General features: G+C 59.4%; 14 protein-coding genes and 1 pseudogene. 4 read left to right on the forward strand and 11 right to left on the reverse strand.

The window, feature by feature from the left end; all coding sequences use genetic code 11:
* Nucleotides 1–3: 3 nt before the first annotated feature.
* The 10 genes and pseudogenes from clpX to Q3C01_RS39470 all read right to left on the reverse strand — a co-directional run bounded on the left by clpX (nt 4) and on the right by Q3C01_RS39470 (nt 8,135).
* A complete protein-coding gene (gene clpX / locus Q3C01_RS39425) occupies nt 4–1,275 on the reverse strand; it encodes an ATP-dependent Clp protease ATP-binding subunit ClpX (RefSeq protein ID WP_458150721.1) in 1,272 nt (423 codons plus the stop codon).
* 7 nt (nt 1,276–1,282) lie between these two features.
* Entirely contained in the window at nt 1,283–1,516 is a 234-nt protein-coding gene (locus Q3C01_RS39430) for a DUF6894 family protein (protein ID WP_458150736.1), read from the reverse strand.
* A gap of 178 nt (nt 1,517–1,694) precedes the next feature.
* A complete protein-coding gene (locus tag Q3C01_RS39435; protein WP_458150722.1) occupies nt 1,695–2,003 on the reverse strand; it encodes a hypothetical protein in 309 nt (102 codons plus the stop codon).
* Between the two features lie 230 nt (nt 2,004–2,233).
* Complete coding sequence (locus Q3C01_RS39440; protein ID WP_458150723.1) at nt 2,234–3,097, reverse strand: HlyD family secretion protein; 864 nt, start codon at nt 3,095–3,097, stop codon at nt 2,234–2,236.
* Between the two features lie 341 nt (nt 3,098–3,438).
* Nucleotides 3,439–3,642: a DUF1656 domain-containing protein gene (locus tag Q3C01_RS39445; protein ID WP_458150725.1), complete on the reverse strand. Its 204-nt coding sequence runs from the start codon at nt 3,640–3,642 to the stop codon at nt 3,439–3,441.
* On the reverse strand, nt 3,642–5,579 hold the full coding sequence (locus Q3C01_RS39450) for an FUSC family protein (protein WP_458150738.1): 1,938 nt from the start codon (nt 5,577–5,579) through the stop codon (nt 3,642–3,644). The genes Q3C01_RS39445 and Q3C01_RS39450 overlap by 1 nt, the downstream gene beginning before the upstream one ends.
* The gene (locus Q3C01_RS39455; RefSeq protein WP_458150726.1) at nt 5,494–5,964 is read right to left on the reverse strand and encodes a winged helix-turn-helix domain-containing protein; all 471 of its coding nucleotides are present in this window, start codon (nt 5,962–5,964) and stop codon (nt 5,494–5,496) included. Before Q3C01_RS39455 ends, Q3C01_RS39450 begins: the two co-directional genes overlap by 86 nt.
* Nucleotides 5,965–6,534: 570 nt before the next feature.
* Nucleotides 6,535–6,729, reverse strand: a pseudogene (locus tag Q3C01_RS39460) (putative quinol monooxygenase); the annotation flags it as partial.
* A 332-nt stretch (nt 6,730–7,061) separates the two neighbouring features.
* Nucleotides 7,062–7,697, reverse strand: a complete 636-nt coding sequence (locus Q3C01_RS39465; RefSeq protein ID WP_458150727.1) for a response regulator transcription factor — start codon at nt 7,695–7,697, stop codon at nt 7,062–7,064.
* Between the two features lie 222 nt (nt 7,698–7,919).
* Nucleotides 7,920–8,135, reverse strand: coding sequence for a hypothetical protein (locus Q3C01_RS39470; protein ID WP_458150729.1), 216 nt, complete (start codon nt 8,133–8,135; stop codon nt 7,920–7,922).
* Nucleotides 8,136–8,722: 587 nt separating this feature from the next.
* Here Q3C01_RS39470 and Q3C01_RS39475 point away from each other — a divergent pair.
* Nucleotides 8,723–9,103: a response regulator transcription factor gene (locus tag Q3C01_RS39475; protein ID WP_458150730.1), complete on the forward strand. Its 381-nt coding sequence runs from the start codon at nt 8,723–8,725 to the stop codon at nt 9,101–9,103.
* On the opposite strand, the gene Q3C01_RS39480 is transcribed toward Q3C01_RS39475, so the two are convergent.
* Complete coding sequence (locus Q3C01_RS39480; RefSeq protein ID WP_458150732.1) at nt 9,081–15,011, reverse strand: AAA family ATPase; 5,931 nt, start codon at nt 15,009–15,011, stop codon at nt 9,081–9,083. The genes Q3C01_RS39475 and Q3C01_RS39480 overlap by 23 nt on opposite strands.
* Nucleotides 15,012–16,059: 1,048 nt before the next feature.
* Between Q3C01_RS39480 and Q3C01_RS39485 the strand changes: the two genes are divergently transcribed.
* The 3 genes from Q3C01_RS39485 to Q3C01_RS39495 all read left to right on the forward strand — a co-directional run.
* Nucleotides 16,060–17,241, forward strand: a complete 1,182-nt coding sequence (locus Q3C01_RS39485) for a sensor histidine kinase (protein WP_458150733.1) — start codon at nt 16,060–16,062, stop codon at nt 17,239–17,241.
* Nucleotides 17,238–17,693: a response regulator gene (locus tag Q3C01_RS39490; RefSeq protein ID WP_458150734.1), complete on the forward strand. Its 456-nt coding sequence runs from the start codon at nt 17,238–17,240 to the stop codon at nt 17,691–17,693. Before Q3C01_RS39485 ends, Q3C01_RS39490 begins: the two co-directional genes overlap by 4 nt.
* Nucleotides 17,690–18,475 (forward strand): PAS domain-containing protein (locus Q3C01_RS39495; RefSeq protein ID WP_458150735.1); only part of this gene is annotated, 786 nt, incomplete at its 3' end. The genes Q3C01_RS39490 and Q3C01_RS39495, both read left to right, overlap by 4 nt.

An 18,475-nucleotide genomic window follows, 5' to 3' on the forward strand; every position in this document is an offset into this window, starting at 1 on the left:
GAGTCAGGACGCCAAAGCACTACCTTCCACCGCGCGATCGGAGCGATCGGCGTGGATGCAGAGCGGACGCGCCGTGCCTTCCACGACTTCGCGGGAGATCACGACCTCTTCCACACCTTCCAGGCCCGGCAGATCGAACATGGTCTCGAGCAGGATCGCCTCGAGGATCGAGCGCAGTCCGCGCGCACCGGTCTTGCGCTCGATCGCCTTGCGGGCAACCGCGCCAAGCGCCTCGTCGGCGAAGGTCAGCTCGATGTTCTCCATCTCGAACAGGCGCTGATACTGCTTGACCAGCGCGTTCTTCGGGTCGGTCAGAATCTTCTTCAGCGAGGTCTCGTCGAGGTCCTCGAGCGTCGCAACGACCGGCAGACGGCCGACGAACTCAGGGATGAGACCGCACTTGACGAGATCGTCAGGCTCGACGTGGCGCAGGATCTCGCCAGTGCGGCGGTCCTCAGGTGCCATCACCGAGGCACTGAAGCCGATCGAGGTCGACCGGCCGCGCGCCGAGATGATCTTTTCCAGGCCCGAGAAGGCGCCACCGCAGATGAACAGGATGTTGGTGGTGTCCACCTGCAGGAACTCCTGCTGCGGATGCTTGCGGCCGCCCTGCGGCGGGACCGAAGCCACCGTGCCTTCCATGATCTTCAGCAGTGCCTGCTGCACGCCCTCGCCCGACACGTCGCGGGTGGTCGACGGATTGTCGGACTTGCGGCTGATCTTGTCGATCTCGTCGATGTAGACGATGCCGCGCTGCGCGCGCTCGACATCGTAGTCGGCGGCCTGGAGCAGCTTCAGGATGATGTTCTCGACGTCCTCACCGACGTAGCCGGCTTCGGTCAGCGTCGTCGCGTCAGCCATCGTGAAGGGCACGTCCAGGATGCGGGCGAGCGTCTGCGCGAGCAGCGTCTTGCCCGAGCCGGTCGGACCGATCAGCAGAATGTTCGACTTCGCGAGCTCGACGTCGTTGTGCTTGGTCTGGTGGTTGAGGCGCTTGTAGTGATTGTGCACCGCGACCGAGAGAACCTTCTTCGCATGGCTCTGGCCGATCACGTAGTCGTCCAGTACCTTGCAGATTTCCTTCGGCGTCGGAATACCGTCGCGCGACTTCACCAGCGAGGACCTGTTCGCCTCACGGATGATGTCCATGCAGAGCTCGACGCACTCGTCGCAGATGAAGACCGTTGGACCCGCGATCAGTTTGCTGACTTCGTGCTGGCTCTTGCCGCAGAACGAGCAATACAGCGTGCCATTTGAGAGTGACTGAACTGTCATGGCGACCTCAGTGAGGCTTGCCGAGCACGAAAGTGAAGGGGACGACAAAGAGCTCATCACCCTGGTCGTCGCTGACGTGCAAGATCCAGTCACGCCAGTCTTCGAGGCTTCCCTCATTGGTAAATGATTGCACGACGCGGGTCGCATGATCGCGCGCCTCGGCCAGATCGTCCACCATGGCGCCTCGGCGATCGACGAAAACCTTCTTCGTGTTGGAGCAGTGGAAATAGACCTGGGTCATGTTCAGTCTCCCTTGAATGGGCCGCAGCAGACGGGCGTCGCCCGAGTCGGCGAGGACATGGCGCGAGGATGAGAGGGGTGACGCTGCCAAGATCTGAAACCACATCCAGGTAGCCATCAGAGGAAACAGGATCATTTGAGCACCGCGCAGATCATGTTTCTCCCGAGAACAGTGAGGCTCAACCGCCGCACTTCGTCGCCAGCAAGTCATTGAACGCGTCGATCACTGAATCGATTGCAGCCAACACCCGCGCGCCGTCGACGCGGTTGGCAGCGGCATGTCGCAACATCACCGACTCATAAAATGAGGTGGCGTAAGCGCGACACCGCTTTTCCTTGTCAGCGGAGTTGTCGACTTGGCTTTGTACCGTCGCCAAGCCAGCGCAAGAGGCGCCGATGTTGTTGTTTGAGGCGCAACCCGCCGCGACCGCAGGTATCGTAGATGCGTTCATCGCGGCAGAAACAATGAGAATAGCGATTCTCCTCATCAGCGACTCCATAATGCGAGTTGTTGCGAGGAGCGTTACATTCTTCAGGTCTATGTTCTATTGCACGCGAGTCGTTTCGAGTACGGCTGTGGTTGCCCCACATAAACTTTGGCTTAAAAGAGCGGATTTCGGACGCGGCAGAGGTGCCGCCTTTCTTAGCGAGCGAGGCAGAACCACACTCAGTGGAGAGCTGACACGGGCACATGCGCTGCAATGGCCGCTTTCCACGACTACTGAGACGAAGGGCCCGGAATGCAGCCCGGCCGCGCCAAAGCTTCGCCGATCAATCCGAAGAAGCTCGTCTCGAGTTCGGCGCGAATTCTTTGCAAGAGCGTCCCGTTTCCGCCGTCCAGGCCGTCCCGGATCGTGACGGTTGCAGTCAAACCCGACACCAAAGGTACACCGGCCGGCACGTGATCGATCGCGATCCGGACCGGCACTCGCTGCGCCAGCCGTACCCAGGTGTAAACCGGATCGACGTTGGGCAGCCCCTGTGTCGCAGCCGCTGCATTGGACACGCTGACGCCCCGGGTCACCGTTGCGATGTGACCCACGATGGGCTCGGAGTAGCCCATCAGCTTGGCCTCGACACGATCACCCACGCACAACCGGGCCAGCTTTGTTTCCTCGAAATAGCCGTCGATCCAATAGCTGTCCCTATCGATGATCGAAATATTGGTAGCGCCTTGATGCGCGTAATCTCCCTCTCGAAGCATGAGGTTCGTGACAATTCCGTTCACCGGGCTACGCACCTCGGTACGCTGCAGATTGATCTCCGCCTGTCGCACCTGCTCCTGAGCCGACTCGACGGCGGCATTTGCCTGCAGCGCATTTCCCTCATAGACCTGCTTCTCTTCGGTGCTACTCGCCAGATCCGACAACCGTCGTCGACGTTCGGACTGCAAATCCTTCACGTTGCGGTCCGCCATCCTTTGCTGCAAGACCGCCTTGTTGGTGCGCAGCGCAACGTCGAAATCGAAGGGATCGATGACGTATAAAAGGTCGCCCTTGTGAACGAACTGATTGTCGACGATTCGCAGCTCCTTGATTCTTCCGGAGATCTCCGGCGCGACACTCGCGACCTGCACCCGCACGCGCCCGTCGCGCGTCCAGGGTCCGGCATTGTACTGGTCCCAGGTCACGAGAGCGGCGGTCGCTGCGACGGCAGCGATCCCGACCGTCGCCAGCTTGCGCAACAGATTCCGCATGGCTCGCGAGCCATGACTTCGCCGCGGTGGCTTTGATTTAGGTGGAGGCGCGGCCACCTGTTCGTTGTCCGGGCGACCTTCCGATACCCTTAGGGCGATCTTGTCGAATTCGCGCGCTTGTCTAACCGGTGCCTCGGCTTCAATCGACGACGAGCGCGCGAGGCCCGCCTGCATCGCGGTTTCCCGAACGGTTTCATCATGAACGACAGCATCCATGGCGCCCTCCTCTAGAACAACAGAATCAATAGGCCGAGAACCGTCACGTACAGGCTCAGCTCCGCAACTGCGGCGTGACTGAACATCTTCGCAAAGCCGACGAAATGCAGAAGCGGTCGGAGCGCGAGGACGATGACAAGGGTTACCGCCAGGTAGGTTACAAACGGCGCCATCAAGACGCCTCCGACCACCAGTTCTGCAAAGGTGTGCGCCATCAGGTTGTCTCCGGAAAATCGAGATTTTGGCTGCGATCGAAGATGTTGCTTGTCAGGGAAAGGCTCGCCGCAACTTCTGCCTGGATCGTGTCGTTGCGCGCTGTCTGTTCGCGGAGGCTGTGTGCAATAGCGCGCAGGCCGGCGGCATCGCGCTTGACGATCGCCGCGCGTACTTCATCTGCAAGTGGCCCATCGGCGTATTCCATCAGCTTCGCATCGCAAAGCCGGAGTATTGCCGATCGATCGAAGCAGGAGAGCATTTCTGCGAGGCCGCGACTGTCCTGCCCTCCCCCAGCGGCAAGAAATTGTCCTATCCGCGAAGCGTCCCGGAACGTCGCTTCTTCGAGCGCCTTTCCATTCCGACGGAACGGCTCCTGCAGCTCGCTGCGAGCCTCCGCCAGAAGCTGCTTCCTGCGTCTGTCATCGGATACAGGAGGAATCAGTGTTTGCGTTGCGAATAGGAACGCGGCTGCCGCGATAATGAACACCGAGGTGAAGAGGAAGGCCTGCGGACTATAGGTCTGTGGATTACTCGGCGCCAGGATGAGCATGGTGAAAGGTAGAATGGCGCGACCAAGTGACGACCACAGAAGAGCTTTGGAGGTGATGAGGAGTGCTGCGCCGACCACAAGGGGAGCAAGACTGATGGCCAGTAGAGGGAAGGCGTCGGCGCCATTGAGGATGATGAACTCGAGTATGCCGGTCAGGACAATTGCGATCGGCGCAGCAACAAGCGCGACCGCGGTGAAGCCGCGCGGGTTCGGCGTTGTGGCCCCCAATCCGACCATCAGCGCCACGAAAGACAGAGAAACGCTCGCCGCAGGCCACCCGGCCCAAACGTAGAAGGCCGAAGCGATTGCAAGCCACAGGGAGGCGCGGAGAGCGCTTTCGGCGGCAATTCGATAGGAGCGATACAAGGGTGCCCGCCACGATCGCAACGGCCACTTGACTGATCTCAGAGCGAGCAGTTCTTGTCGAACCTCTTCGTCCCGTCGAACAAACTCGTTTCGTGCCGAGACTTCGGTTCGAGCGTCACCGTCGGGGGCGCAACCGCTGCTCAAGGTCCGCGCAGCCTGTAGTTGGGCGATTAGCGAGACCGCGGTACTGCGCCCGGCAGCGCTCCTGACCGAGCCGCTGCTCGATTCCGGAGCTAGGCTTGCGATCTCCGGCCGGAGCGCCACAATTTCTCGCAATAGCGTCAGGAATGTCATCGAGCTGCCTGGCTCGCCGCGGAAGGCAGCGCTTGCATACCCGCGGACACGGCGATGCATCGCCGCCAGCTGCGAAACCAGCCGCGGTTGACCGTTTGGAGCAAGCATGAACGTGTTCACGACGGCGATCGAAAGAATGCCGACCGCGATCGCGGCGCCACGCGCCATGCCGGATTCAAACACGTGCTGCGGATTATCGATCTGCTGCGTCGCAATGAATGCGACCGTATAGCCGCACAGCACCGCCGCATAAGCTCGATAGCCGTCCAAGAGCTTTGCCGCAAATACGCAAATGCCAAGCCACACCGCAAACGCCACCAGGATCAGATCCCTCGCCTGCGAGAAGAGGCCGGTGATTGCGATTGATGCTGTTACGCCCACTACGGTGGCGAGCAATCGAAAACCTGCCTTGTCCAGCGCCTGACCGCGGGTTGGTTCGGCGAGAACTGCAACCGTAAGCGCGGCTGTCGTCGGCGATTCGAGTTGCAGCCAAAAGCTCACGAACAAGGCGAGGATGGTCGCCAGCCAAACGCGGATGGCGAAACTCCAGGAGCTGACCGGAATATTGGCTACAGTGTACCGCTGCTCTGACGTTATCGCGACCACGGTCGTGCCCCTGCGGATGCTTCGCCACTCGCGCTCAGTTATCACGCCCCGATACATCGACCGGGGCGACGAAAGAGTAGCCACGCCCAGGGACGTTGACGATGAACCGATGCCCGTCACGGCCGTCACGGAGCGCGCGACGCAGCGCGGAGATATGGACCGTGAGGTTCGCGGGCTCGACAAAGACATTGGGCCAAACCCGAGCCATCAGGTCCTGCTTACTGACCAGCTCACCGCGGCGTTCGAGAAGAGCAATCAGTATCTCAAGAGCACGACTTCCGAGACCCACGGGCTTTCCTTCTTCCAGCAGAAGAAATTGCGTCGGAAGCAGGCGAAAGGGTCCGAAGGAAACGTCGGCTAGGGTGGTGCCGGCCGATCTGCTTCGTTTCTGTGAGAGTGGTGTAGCCGCCTCGAAAGGCTGTGCGGTGCGCCCGGCGTCCAGCTCCGGTTCGGGATGAAATTGCTCCAAGCGTCCGAAGGCTGCAGTCGAAGCTGATGCGCGCATTATGACCTCGCGTGCTTTGGCAGGCTAATCCCGCAAAGATGCCACTGACCGCAATCTGACGATTTTGTGCGCCGCGAGCTATTCCACGCGGGTGGCGCGCAATGACAGATTTGGTTGCGTTGCCTAAACCTAGATTTACAAGCCGAGTGGAGGAGTTCGGGCCGCGCATTCATGCGGATCGCCATCTGCACGGCAATCCGGACTTGGTTGTGCTCAGGCATGCATAGAATCGCGTCGGAACCGGACCTGCGAGCCAGCAGCAAGAGGCGGCCACCGGCGTAGCGCCCGTCGGCCTTTTCTCTTTTCCGCAGCAAGATCGCGTGCAATGGAGGGATCCGCCGAAATGCGCGAGAGCCCTTCCCGAGCTGCGAGCTGCTTCGTCAACCCAATTTCCGAAAGCGCGGCGCGCTGACTCGTGGCGAACGGACTTATCTATCTTGGGACGTGTGCCGATAGACGCGCTGGCCTGACGCGGCGAGGCCGCATCCGCTTTGCTTCGTTAGCGACCAAATTGGCGCGACGGCGCAATATGTCGAAGGATCACCAGCGGACGTCGTCTCGTAGTTCGTCTTACGTCCCGACCTGCTTCAACCGGTGGATGATCGGCTTGCCGTCCATGAATTCGGCCATCGCTCCCATAAGCGTCTTGAAATATTCCGTGCTGCGATGGGCATCGACCGCTGCCTGATCGGCATAGCGCTCCATGAACACATAAGTATTCGGTACTTCCCCATGGTAAAGCTGATACAGCAGACAGCCCTTCTCGTTTTCGTTGACCTTCTTGCGAGCTCAGTCGCGACATTCTCGAATTCCGCGCTTTTTCCTTCCTTGATCCTGGTCGTTGCGACAGTTCCGAACATTCGCGTCTCCATCGGATTTGAGTGCGTCATTCTATTGCACGGCGTATTGGGCTACTTTACCGGCACGCGAAGGCGCCGGGAGTAAAGCTCGGCAAATCGCGCCAAATTGCTGCTAGATCACGACCGAGCAGGGATCGACGATTGGGGCGAGCAATACGTGGCTTTTAAGGTTGCAGTCGTCGGCGAATAGCAACTGTTGTCTGAGCGCGCGAATAGCGCGCCACGCAAGGGGACAGCTCAGGAACGTTGCGGCCTATCAGGCACGAGCTTGAGCTTGTCAGCCATTCGGCCGAGTTCGGGAAGCGAACCCGCCTGCATCTTCTGCATCGCTCTGCTGCGATGCACCTTCACAGTAGCTTCGGCGATGCCGATATCGTGGGCAATCTGTTTACTCAAACGGCCGCGGGCGACCTGAATCATGATCTCGCGCTCCCTGGGGCTCAGCGACCCGAAACGCTCCCTGAGAGCGATTAAGTCCTTCTCATCTTCCCGCCGTGCACGATCACGAGAGAGACCGAGCTCAATGGCGTCGAGGAGATCCTGGTCGCGGAACGGCTTAGTCAGGAACTCGATGGCGCCCCTTTTCATCGCCTGCACGGACATCGGTATGTCGCCGTGTCCTGTGACGAAGATAATCGGGATTTCCCTATTTGCCGTAACGAGCTCCCGCTGAAGATCGAGGCCGCTTTGGCCGGGCATTCTGATGTCAAGCACCAGACAGGAGGGGCTATCCGGGAGATCAGACTTGAGGAACTCGGAAATGGACGCAAATAGCTGAACGTTGATGCCGAGCGATCGCAGCAGCCGCCCCACCGACGCGCGGAGGTCCGGATCGTCGTCGACGACCAACACGGTGGAGGTGGCCTCAGGCATCGCTACTGCTCGACAGGACCGCGAAAATGAGCCGGTGTCCTGGCCTTCGGCCAGACAGCGCATTTCTAGTCCTATTCCCGGAACCTGAACAGCCCCATTGTTTCCAAAGCATGCGCGCGGGTACACCAAAGTCTACGACCCGACACAGCTCGCCCGTCCGACGCGCTGACCGACTTCAGGATCTATGGCTCGCCCGATCGCAGCCGAGCGACGCCCATCACCTCAAGCAAGCCACTCGCCTTCAGCACTGACAGCCGATCGAGCGAGTGCCTTGGCCGCATCATCGCGGGAAGCCTTCTCAGCTCGCCGTTCATAATCGCCGGCAAGAGCCCTTAGCTGACCCGCAATCGCCAGGTCAGTCATGGTTTTGGCGGTGCGGAGCAAAGTCTGCGCAGTCTTCAGATATTGCTTGCCCCGTGGTGAGATCTGAAGCGTCATGACGCCCTCGCGCGGTGTTCGGGCGACTGGTCGAATGGCATTTGGAGCCAGCCCAACCAATTACGGTCACTTTGGCGGCGAACTGTGAAGCGATCGACGCACTGCCTGGAGCAAAACGGAGTTCGCCACGAATAGTGCCGGACGAGACCGAACTTGCCATCACAGATTGCGCATCGAGTGACCCTGTCAGACCCGTGAGTTTCCAAGCGGTAAGCCATCGTTCTCTCCTTTTGGCTCCTGCGCATTTCGGACGCTTGCAGACTAGGAGCATCCTCACCAGAACCTCAATTGAGCGCAGGTCGAAAGCGGGCATCCAAAAGAGACTGATGGCGATACGAAGGCTTACAACGCCCCGGACGTGGGTCCTGAGGTCGCCGGGTATGATCCTGGCGATCACTTCGCCCGGCGGGGAGTGCTCCGTCCCAAGCGATTGCTGGCAGGCCTCCCAATCGTCGCCGGGATAAGCCAAAGTTTAGGGGCATCGGCATTGCATCGGTGGCATTCTTGACGCAAGTCAAGCCATCCCAAGCGGATCTACGGCACTGTTGGCTGCCTGCACGATGGGTCCACGAATGGTTATAGGCGGCATGATGCAAAAGGTACTGGTTTCGGTCGTCGATGACGATCGCTTCTTTCGCGAGTCCATGTGCAGGCTCATGAGATCCCTGGGCCATACGGTCGACGTTTTCTCGTCAGCAACCGAATTTCTCGCCTCCCCGCGTCTCGCCGAAACAGCGTGCCTGATCACCGACATTCATATGCCCGCCATGACCGGGCTCGAACTCTGCCGGCGCCTTATCGATGCGGGCCACGCAATTCCGACAATCCTCGTGACGGCATTTCCTAATGACGTCGACCGGGCTCGCGCCCTAAGCGACGGCGTCTTGTGTTACCTGCGTAAGCCGGTGGATGAGGACCAACTCATACGATGTGTCAGCGCGGCTTTTAAGTCCGGTGGATCGCGTTAAAAGCAGTCGTTAGCTTTTTTTCGGTATCGGGCAACGTGAACTGAAATGCAGCGCCGCGAGGCTCGTTCGCTTCCGCCCACAGCTTGCCTCCATGAGCTTGGATGATGGAGCGGCAAATCGACAGCCCCATGCCTGTTCCACTGGACTTCGTGGTGTAGAAGGCATCGAAGATCCTATCGAGATGCACAGGATCAATGCCCGGCCCTGAATCGCGCACGGCCACGAGAACGCCTGCCTGGTCCTGATCGGTACTGATCAGCAGCCCTCTTGCTCCCTCTTCAACCGAGCTCATTGCTTCTGCCGCGTTCAGGATGAGATTCAGCAGCACTTGCTGCAGCTGGACGCGGTCCCCAAGAACCGGAAATAATCCGTCCGCAAGCCGGGTTTGGACCGAGACGCCATTCCTGACAGTCACGCTTTGCGCCAAAACGATCACTTCGAGGATTGCCTCGTTGAGATCAAAGCGCTCTTTTCGTGGCGGCGCCTTCTTGATTTGCTCTCGGATACGATCGATGATGTCTCCGGATCGATCCGCATCCGCAACGACACAGGCTAGAGCCTCCCTGATCTCGGCCAGATCCGGCGGCTGCATCTTCAGGAAATTTTGGGCCGCCCGGGCGTTGTTGCGAGCGCTCGCGATCGGTTGCGCGATCTCGTGAGAGAGAGACGCGGCCAGTTCTCCCATGACGCTCACGCGGTTTATGTGAGCGAAATCCGACTGCATCTGTTGCAATCGCGCCAGCGCCTGCGTGCGATCCTCGATATCCGTCAGTAGCGCGTACCAGCGAGAAATGCGGTCGGAGGTGTCGCGGATCGGAATGCCGCGGATGTCAAACCATCGATATTCGCCGTCAAAGCGCCGTATGCGCGCTTCGGTCTGGTATGGCACACCGGCGGCAATCGACTTTGTGAAGACTTCAGCGAGAAGAGGAAGGTCTTCATGATGAATCGTTCCATTTGTGCCCCACCTCTTCATTTCTTCGAGTGACGCGCCACAATACTCCAGGATTTGGCGGTTGACGGCTTCCACGTCGCCATTCGGGGCGAGGATCGCAACGAGACCGGGTATCCCGTCAATTGCCGAGCGCAAATTTCGCTCGCTTTCGCGTAGCGCCTCCTCTACGCGCTTGCGCTCAGTCAAATCGAGCACGAACGCGAGGCCCTCATCACCACCTTCCTTGAACGCCGCCGCGCCGATAAGCACAGGCACACGACTACCGTCTTTTCGGAAATATTCCTTCTCGAACGGCGGAAGAAGTCCTGTTGACTGCAGTTGTTGTCGCGTGAGCAGATCGCGCTCGCGCCACTCCGGCGGGCTCAGTTCGGTCCAGCGAATGCGGCCCAACACCATGTCCACACGATCATATCCCAGCATACGGAGGAACGCGTCATTAGCCTCAAAAATCCGACCGTCGCGATCGGCAATGAATATCCCGATGATGTTGGCGTCGACCAGACGCCGAATCTTCGCTTCGCGATCCGCGAGGTCCTGATAGAGCCGCGAAACTTCGAGCGAGATTGCCGCCTGCGACGCCAGCACCTTCAACACCGTAACACGGCCGGGTGTGAACGCGTTCGGCGTCAAATTGTTCTCGAGGTAGAGATTCGCCGTGAGCTTTCCCTGATTGATCAACGGCAAACTGAGAACAGAGCGGACCCGGCTCTGGAGAATATAAGGATCGCCGGAAAATGCATGATGAGATGAGGCGTCATCGAGAATCACAGCCTCACGGGTGCGCATCGCGTACCGGATTAACGACTCCGGCAACAATGCTGCGCTGTCGGCGCTGTCGGCTCTGTCCCGCACATGCACGATTACATCTTCTCCACTGGCGATCGCTTCTGCACGTATTTGCAGATCTTCACCTCGCGAAACAATCAAGAGACCTCGTTCAGCGCCGGCGTGCTCGAGGGCTGCGCGCATGAGCTTGTCGATGAGCTTTTCAAGCATCATCTCGCCGGAGAGCGCTTGCGAGACGTCGATCATTGTCGCGAGATCGAGATTTTCGACCGGCGCTTCGATCGTACCCGCTGGACCTGGCGCACGCCCGTCCTGCTGGAGCCGCGGATGGAGACGGTCGAGTTGCCGCACCTTTCCATCCGCTCCCCATCGCACGTAGCTGTGTCGTGCGTTTCGCAAGTAAATGTGTGTAATGTCTTCGAAGCCGTGCGCCGCGTAAAAGCGAGCAGCCAATTCGTAGGCGAGCGCCTCGTCGTGCACAAAGCCATTTGCGCGTGCCGCCCCGATGGCGCGCTCGTAGAGGTTCATGGCATCGAACGGACGTCCCTCGACACGGGCAATCTCCGCGCCGATCAGCACGGCGCGGTGCGCGAAATTGTCAGGGCAGCCCTCCGCAAGGATTTGGAATTGACGGTGGCCGGCGGCCATCGCCTCAAGGTGCCATTCGCGGTTAGCTTGGTCATCGTGATCGCAATAAGCGGCGTGAGAAAGCGCCGCGAAAAAGCCGTGCTCCGACCTCGCGAATTCCGTAGGCTGAGCCCAGAGCAACTTCTCCGCGTTGGCCGCGGCCTCGATCGCCACTGTATAGTCGCCCGCGAAGAAGCGCGCCTGCAACTTTCGAATCCACCACCAGCAAGCAGCAATACCTTGACCTGCGCTACTCGGGAGTTTGCCCTCGAACTCGCTTTCGTCGAAATCCCCGTAATCGAATCGGCCGAACGCGCGCGTAAGACCACGGAGCGTCCGGATGAGCCCGAGATGCGCCCTCGACGTGTCGACCATGAACCCGAAACGGGCATGCTGCGCAAATTCGCAGTTGAGCTCGGCTTCGCGCTCAACCTCCGCCAGCGGATCCCCCGCGCTGAGGAGATTGGAGACAAGGATGCTCGAGCTGTACACAGCGTAACCGAGATCGCCGATTTCATTGGCAACCGAGAACGTCCGGCGCAACATATCCCTGCAGGATCGAAAGTGTTCCGCCCAGGTCTGGACACATCCCCCAAACCAACAGTAGGTGGCGGGCTGCAAACGCTTGAGACCGCGCCGGTCCACCAGCTCACATCCTAACCGTCCCAAGCGGATTGCGGCTCTATAGTCGCCGAAGTCGCGTCCCGCGATGGTCGCGACCAAGACGTATGCGCCGCACGAGCTGTCGCTATTGCCCTTCTCGAGACTCAGATTGATTGCCTTGCACGAGGCGAGCGCATGGAGGTTCTTGTCCGTAAATTGCGCCGCCGGCCCGAGCCTGGTGAGGACCTCGACCATCGCAAGGGATTCGGGATCGGTCATCGGCGGCAGATCGACGAGCTCCTCGATCGTGCGGGGGCCAAGCAGTGACCAGATCCGATCGTATTCGCGCCGCACTTCGACGCCCGTCGGGTGTGGAGACCAGTCGATGCCGCGATGGCGGAGATAATCGAGAGCCACTTGAACCGCGCGATCGCTGCGGGCGAGTGCTGCATAAAGATCGATTCCCAGATAGGCGACGCGGGCTTGCTCGATCGCGCTGGAGCTGAGCGCAGACATGCGCTTCAGGCGCTCCTCCGCCGCGCGAAAATCGCCGGTTAGAAATTCGCATTCGGCGCGGTTCAGCTCGAGGTCGAATGCAAGCTCATGGCACTGTTGCCAGCGATCGTCCGCCAGCAGCTCCCAGCCTATAGTCAGATAAGTAAGCGCCACCGAGTACGCTGCGGACGCCTTGGCGCGCTTTCCGGCGACTAAATTCAGCCCGGCCAATTGTTCGCGCTCCTCCAGCGAAGTGATAAGAACCGCGCCACGGTTGAGCTGGTTGACGATGTCGAAGATGCCCTCCTCGCGCTTCTCGGCGACAGTGTGCAGCAGAAGCAGCTTCCCGATTCGAAGATGCTCTTCGGGACGCGGTTCTTTCGAGATCAGCGAATACGTGGCTTCTTGGATTCGGTCGTGAATGAATTTGTACGAGCCCTCGAGTCGCTCGATGAAGTCCTGCCGCACCGCCTCCCGGAGATCGCGGTGGACCTGCTCCTCCGACGTGCCCTGAACGAGCGAGAGCGTGGCTGTTGATGCCATGTTTCCAAGGCAAGCGAGCCGCGTCAGCGCTGTCTGGGTTTCAACCGGCAGACGGCCCAACTTGCGAACCATAAGGTCCACGACGTTGTCGGTATAACCCTTTGCGTGAATGCGCGCGAGGTCCCACGACCAGCTCCCCCTGCCGTGATCGAACGCGATCAGTTTCTCTTCTGCTAGGGTAGAGAGGAATTGGATAGCGAAGAACGGATTGCCGCCCGTCTTGTCGTGGACCAACTGGGCGAGCTCCGCAACCGAGCCCGGATGGCTGCGAATCGCATCTGCTATCAAACTTCTCAGCTCTTCGTGCGCAAGCGGCGACAGGACAAACTCATGCACCGACGCTCCTGCTTTGCGGATCGCGTCCAGCTTGCGCGTCAAGGGATGGGTTGGGTCGACTTCGTTGTCTCGATAGGCGCCAATCAGCAAGAGGTATTGCACGTCGAGCTGCGTCACCAGATCCTCGATCAAATCGAGGGTAGCCGCGTCGAGCCACTGCAAGTCGTCGAGAAAGAGCGCCAACGGGTGCTCGGGCCGAGCAAAGACGCCGATAAAGCGGCGGAACACCAGCTGGAAGCGTTTTTGCGCACGTTGCGGCGGAAGTTCTGGGAGCGGCGGTTGCTCGCCGATGATGACCTGCAGTTCCGGGACGAGATCGATGATGAGCTGTCCGTTGGGCCCCAGCGCCTCGAGTAATACCTCACGCCACTCGCGCAGTTCGGCTTCGCTCTTTCCGAGAAGTTGCCGGATCAGGCTCTGAAAGGCCTGCGCTACTGTCGCATAGGGAATAGCTCGTTTGTACTGATCGAACTTGCCGGAGGCGAAAAGCCCCCGCGGCAGTACCAACACCGGCTGCAGTTCGTTGACGACCGAGGACTTGCCGATGCCGGAATAGCCCGAGACCAGGACCAATTCCGGGGGCCCGCCGTCGACGACGCGGTCGAAGGCGGCGAGCAGGATCTCGACTTCGCGCTGCCGGCCGTAGAGCTTCTCGGGAATCAGTAGCCGGTCGGGCGTGTCGTGTTCGCCGAGTGGAAAGTCGTCGAGCCGCTGCTCCGCCTCCCATTCGGCCTGGCAGCGGCGAAGGTCGCTTTCGAGGCCGGCGGCGGTCTGATAGCGGTCTTCGGCTCTCTTCGCCAGCAGCTTCATCACGATCGCCGAGATGGCGCCGGGAATTTCCTTCAGCCGCTCGGCAGGCGGCACCGGCCTCCTGGCGAGATGGCAGTGCACCCATTCCATCGGCTCCGTGGCGGCAAACGGCAAAGCGCCGGCGACCATCTGATAGAAGGTGATGCCGAGTGCGTAGAGGTCGCTGCGGGAATCGACTGATCGGTTCATCCGTCCGGTCTGTTCCGGAGCCATGTAGGCGAGCGTGCCAGCGATCGTCTCCGGAGGGTGAGGTGACTGACGTTCGCGCTCGAAGCGCGAGGCGATGCCGAACCCGGTCAGCCGCACCTCGCCGGTCGTCTCGTTCAGCAGAATGTTGCCCGGCTTGATGTCCTTGTGAACGAGCCCGCGCTGGTGAAGCTTGCCCAGCGCCGTCGCGGCGGAAATGGCGAGACGCAAGAAGCGCCCCGCCTCGATGGGCGCGCCGAGCAAGCGGTCGAGCGGCTCGCCGCCCGCATCCTCGAGGATCAGCATGGTCCGCTCGCCATCGCGCACGAGCTCCAGCGGCCGTGCCGCCCACGTACCGTCGAGCTCATCCTTCAGTTCGTATTCGTGCGTGAGGCGCTCGAGACTCGAACGAGAGGGGTGGTCGGCGACGGGAGCAACGATCAACACCGCGCGCTGCTTGCCATCAGCGCCTAATCGCCAGCCACGCCGAAAGACGCGTTCGTCGTCCTGCCACACGATCTGAGAGCGACCACCCGAGAACGCGACATTCAGCGAATGCGGCACCATTTGTGAGCCTCCGGCATTCGGCCTTCCGATTGAGTTCGCCAAGCAACGCTTTGCGTCGTTCGCGCGGCCTCTCTCCGGCCTGGAGAAATCGTATCCGATCGGCAGAGAAATGCCAGCCGTCCATCTTCCGTGCTCGAAACGAGTGGAACTACGCCTTCTGGTTAGCAGCAATTTGTCGAGATTTGCCGCGCTTTATTAGCGACGGTAGCACATGCGCGTTAAGCAGTGTCACCATCGCGCGAAAATGTCGTCAACATCTTGACTTGCAGCAAACGCAAGACGAGCCGTTTCTCCAACAGCGCGATGGTCGTGATCGGTCAGGGAGGAGTTGTTATGAAAATGCTTTGGCTTTGTATGACGATCGTGGCAAGCCTTGTCGCGTTTGCTTCCGCAGCACAAGCGCACTCGGCTTACGACGGATCATGGGATCTTATCTTTGTGACCCAACGAGGCACCTGCGATCCGACCTATAATTTTTCCGTCAATATCACCAACGGAGTTGTAACTCATCCAAATCTCGTAAGGTTCAGAGGCTACGTGGCGCAGTCTGGTGCGGTTCGCGCGTCGGTGACTGTTCAGGATAGGTATGCGTCGGGCTCGGGAAGGCTGTCGGGAGCTTCCGGCCGAGGCACCTGGAGTGGCCCAATCGGCCGGCGCGCGCTGCTCCGGCTATTGGACTGCACAGCGAAACTAGCATCTGCACTTGGAAGCGACGCGACATAACCAGATCGCGTTTGCCGAGCTGCCGCCGCGCGGCTCCCGTCTTGCGGTACGCACGACGCATAGAACAAGGACATTGCGCCCATGGCGAGAGGGGAAAGAGACCCGGCGGGCCTTGCATGTCTGTTTTGTCGGCTCGATCGAGCCGCACTGCATGTTCAGGATTTCTCCTTTTAAGAACAATTCCAGCCCCCGCAGCGACGGTAGCGTCAATATCCCGCGCTCCTCGAAGAGCCTGCTTCGCAGGCCCGGACAATCAGCTCCGAACCTGCTATAATCACCCAAAATGCCCAAAGCCGCACGTGCATACGCGTCGGAGTAGAGGAACGTGGCGTATTGGGATAACGAATTTCAGCGAGTCCGGTCGCCGCCCCTGCGGTATGGGTTCGCGGTCGTTTCTGTGGGGATCGCGATTGCCGCTGCGCTCGCGATCCAACAATACCAGTTCCGTGATGTGGCGCTGCCGGTACTTGTACTCGTCATCGGCATTGTCACCTGGTACGCGGGGACCGGGCCTGCCGTCGTGGCCGTTCTGCTGGGCACGGCTGCCTTCAACTACTTGTTTGTAGAGCCAGTTCACACCTTCTACATTTCAGCGCAAGACCTCCCTTACTTTCTTGTTTTTGTTTTCTCGGCGATCATAGTTGCCTCCTTCAGCGCTGTTCGGCTTCGAATCGAGGAGAACCTTCGCCACGCCCGCGACCGGCTTCAGGCCGAGCTCGAACAAGGCCAGCGGCGCGAGGCTGCGATTAGCAAGCTCAATCAGGAGCTCAATCTGCGTGCGGCGGAGTTGGCAGCGGCTAACAAGGAACTCGAGGCGTTTGCCTATTCAGTATCGCACGACTTGCGGGCACCACTGCGTCATGTCGTCGGCTACTCCGAACTTCTGCAAAAACATACGCCGAATTCGCTGGACGACAAGAGTCAAAGATACATACAGACGATTCGCGAATCAGGAAAACGAATGGGCAACCTGATCGATGATTTGCTGGCGTTTTCTCGGATCGGCCGCACTGAAAGCAGGACAACGGCAGTGGACCTCCAGCAGCTGGTCAAGGAGGCAGTTTCCGAGATAGAGCCGCAAACGAAGGGACAGGACATCTCCTGGACGATTGATGCACTTCCGGTCTGTTATGGAGATCGTTCGCTACTAAAACTAGTTCTGATGAACCTGCTCTCCAATGCGGTCAAGTTCTCAGGCACACGGCGCCCTGCCAAAATCGAAATTGGCTCGGTGGTTGCCCATGGAGACAAGATCGAAATCTTCGTGAGAGACAACGGCGTCGGGTTCGACATGCAGTACGTCAATAAGCTGTTCGGGGTATTTCAACGGCTGCATCGGGCTGACGAGTTTGAAGGCACGGGGATCGGATTGGCAACCGTTCAGCGCATTGTTCATCGCCATGGCGGGATGGTGCGCGCCGAAGGCGCGGTCGATCAAGGCGCAACTTTTTATTTTTCACTGCCGAAAGCCGCACTTCCAGCGAAGAGGACAGCGAACGCGCCATGAGCGAACTGGGACGAATTCTGATTGTCGAGGACGATCCGAGGGATGTTGAGCTTACGCTCACAGCTCTTGATGAGCACAAACTCGCGAACGAGGTGATCATTACTCGCGACGGCAAAGAGGCTCTCGATTATCTGCATTGTCGAGAACAATTCGCATCGCGCGCCGATGAAAACCCCGCGGTTATTCTGTTGGACCTGAAGCTGCCGAGAGTGGATGGATTGGAGGTCTTGCAGCAGATCAGATCGGATCAAAAGCTGAAGATGATACCAGTGGTGGTACTGACATCGTCACACGAAGAAAAAGACATGCTGGCGACCTATCAGCTCGGGGTAAACGCTTACGTCGTGAAGCCCGTGGACTTTCACGAGTTTGTCAACGCCGTCAAAGAGCTGGGCATGTTCTGGGCGATCATAAATCAACCGCCCCCCGGAAGCGCAAAGAAGGTCTCATGAGTTCGCCAATCGGAATCCTCTTGCTGGAGGATGACCCCAATGACGCGGGCCTTATAGAAGTGCTCCTTGAAGCCGATCACTTAATCTGTCGTATCACCTGCGTGCAAAGTCGCACTGAGTTTCTTGAAGCTCTTGAACGCGCGGAATTTGACCTGATCCTCTCGGACTACAAACTTCCTTCGTTCGACGGACTCTCCGCGTTGAATTTGGCACTGAGTATCTGCCCCGATCTGCCTTTCATCTTCGTTTCTGGCACTCTTGGCGAAGAAGCAGCTATCGAGGCCCTCAAGATCGGGGCCACCGACTATGTTCTGAAGACCAGAATGTCGCGGCTCGTGCCCGCCGTGCGGCGCGCGTTGAGCGAGGCGGGCGATCGAGCTTCGCGCCGACGGGCCGAAGATACGCTGCGTCGGAGAGAAAAAGAGCTTCGGGATACCGTTGAGGCGATACCTGCGATAGCGTTTACGACGCAGGCCGACGGTAGCAGTGTTTGGACAAACCGACAGTGGGTGGATTTTTCCGGGTTGTCCGTAGAAGAGACGTCGGGATCGGGTTGGCAATCTGCGATTCATCCTGACGACCATAATCAACACGTCGCCAAGTGGCATCATTCGATGACAAGTGGTGAGCCATTCGAAAACGAGGCCCGGCATCGCAGTGCAAACGGGGAATACCGCTGGTTCCTGGTCCGGGCGGTGCCGCTACGTGATGAACAGGGCACGATTCTCAAATGGTACGGCATCCTGACGGACATCACCGAACGCAAGCGTGCCGAGGCGGAA

This window comes from Bradyrhizobium sp. UFLA05-109 (assembly GCF_054185165.1).

Coding starts and splice junctions, on each gene's coding strand:
- clpX (WP_458150721.1), bottom strand. CDS start 1,275: ATGACAGTTCAGTCACTCTCAAATGGCACGCTGTATTGCTCGTTCTGC.
- Q3C01_RS39430 (WP_458150736.1), bottom strand. CDS start 1,516: ATGACCCAGGTCTATTTCCACTGCTCCAACACGAAGAAGGTTTTCGTC.
- Q3C01_RS39435 (WP_458150722.1), bottom strand. CDS start 2,003: ATGAGGAGAATCGCTATTCTCATTGTTTCTGCCGCGATGAACGCATCT.
- Q3C01_RS39445 (WP_458150725.1), bottom strand. CDS start 3,642: ATGGCGCACACCTTTGCAGAACTGGTGGTCGGAGGCGTCTTGATGGCG.
- Q3C01_RS39455 (WP_458150726.1), bottom strand. CDS start 5,964: ATGCGCGCATCAGCTTCGACTGCAGCCTTCGGACGCTTGGAGCAATTT.
- Q3C01_RS39465 (WP_458150727.1), bottom strand. CDS start 7,697: ATGCCTGAGGCCACCTCCACCGTGTTGGTCGTCGACGACGATCCGGAC.
- Q3C01_RS39470 (WP_458150729.1), bottom strand. CDS start 8,135: ATGACGCTTCAGATCTCACCACGGGGCAAGCAATATCTGAAGACTGCG.
- Q3C01_RS39475 (WP_458150730.1), top strand. CDS start 8,723: ATGATGCAAAAGGTACTGGTTTCGGTCGTCGATGACGATCGCTTCTTT.
- Q3C01_RS39480 (WP_458150732.1), bottom strand. CDS start 15,011: ATGGTGCCGCATTCGCTGAATGTCGCGTTCTCGGGTGGTCGCTCTCAG.
- Q3C01_RS39490 (WP_458150734.1), top strand. CDS start 17,238: ATGAGCGAACTGGGACGAATTCTGATTGTCGAGGACGATCCGAGGGAT.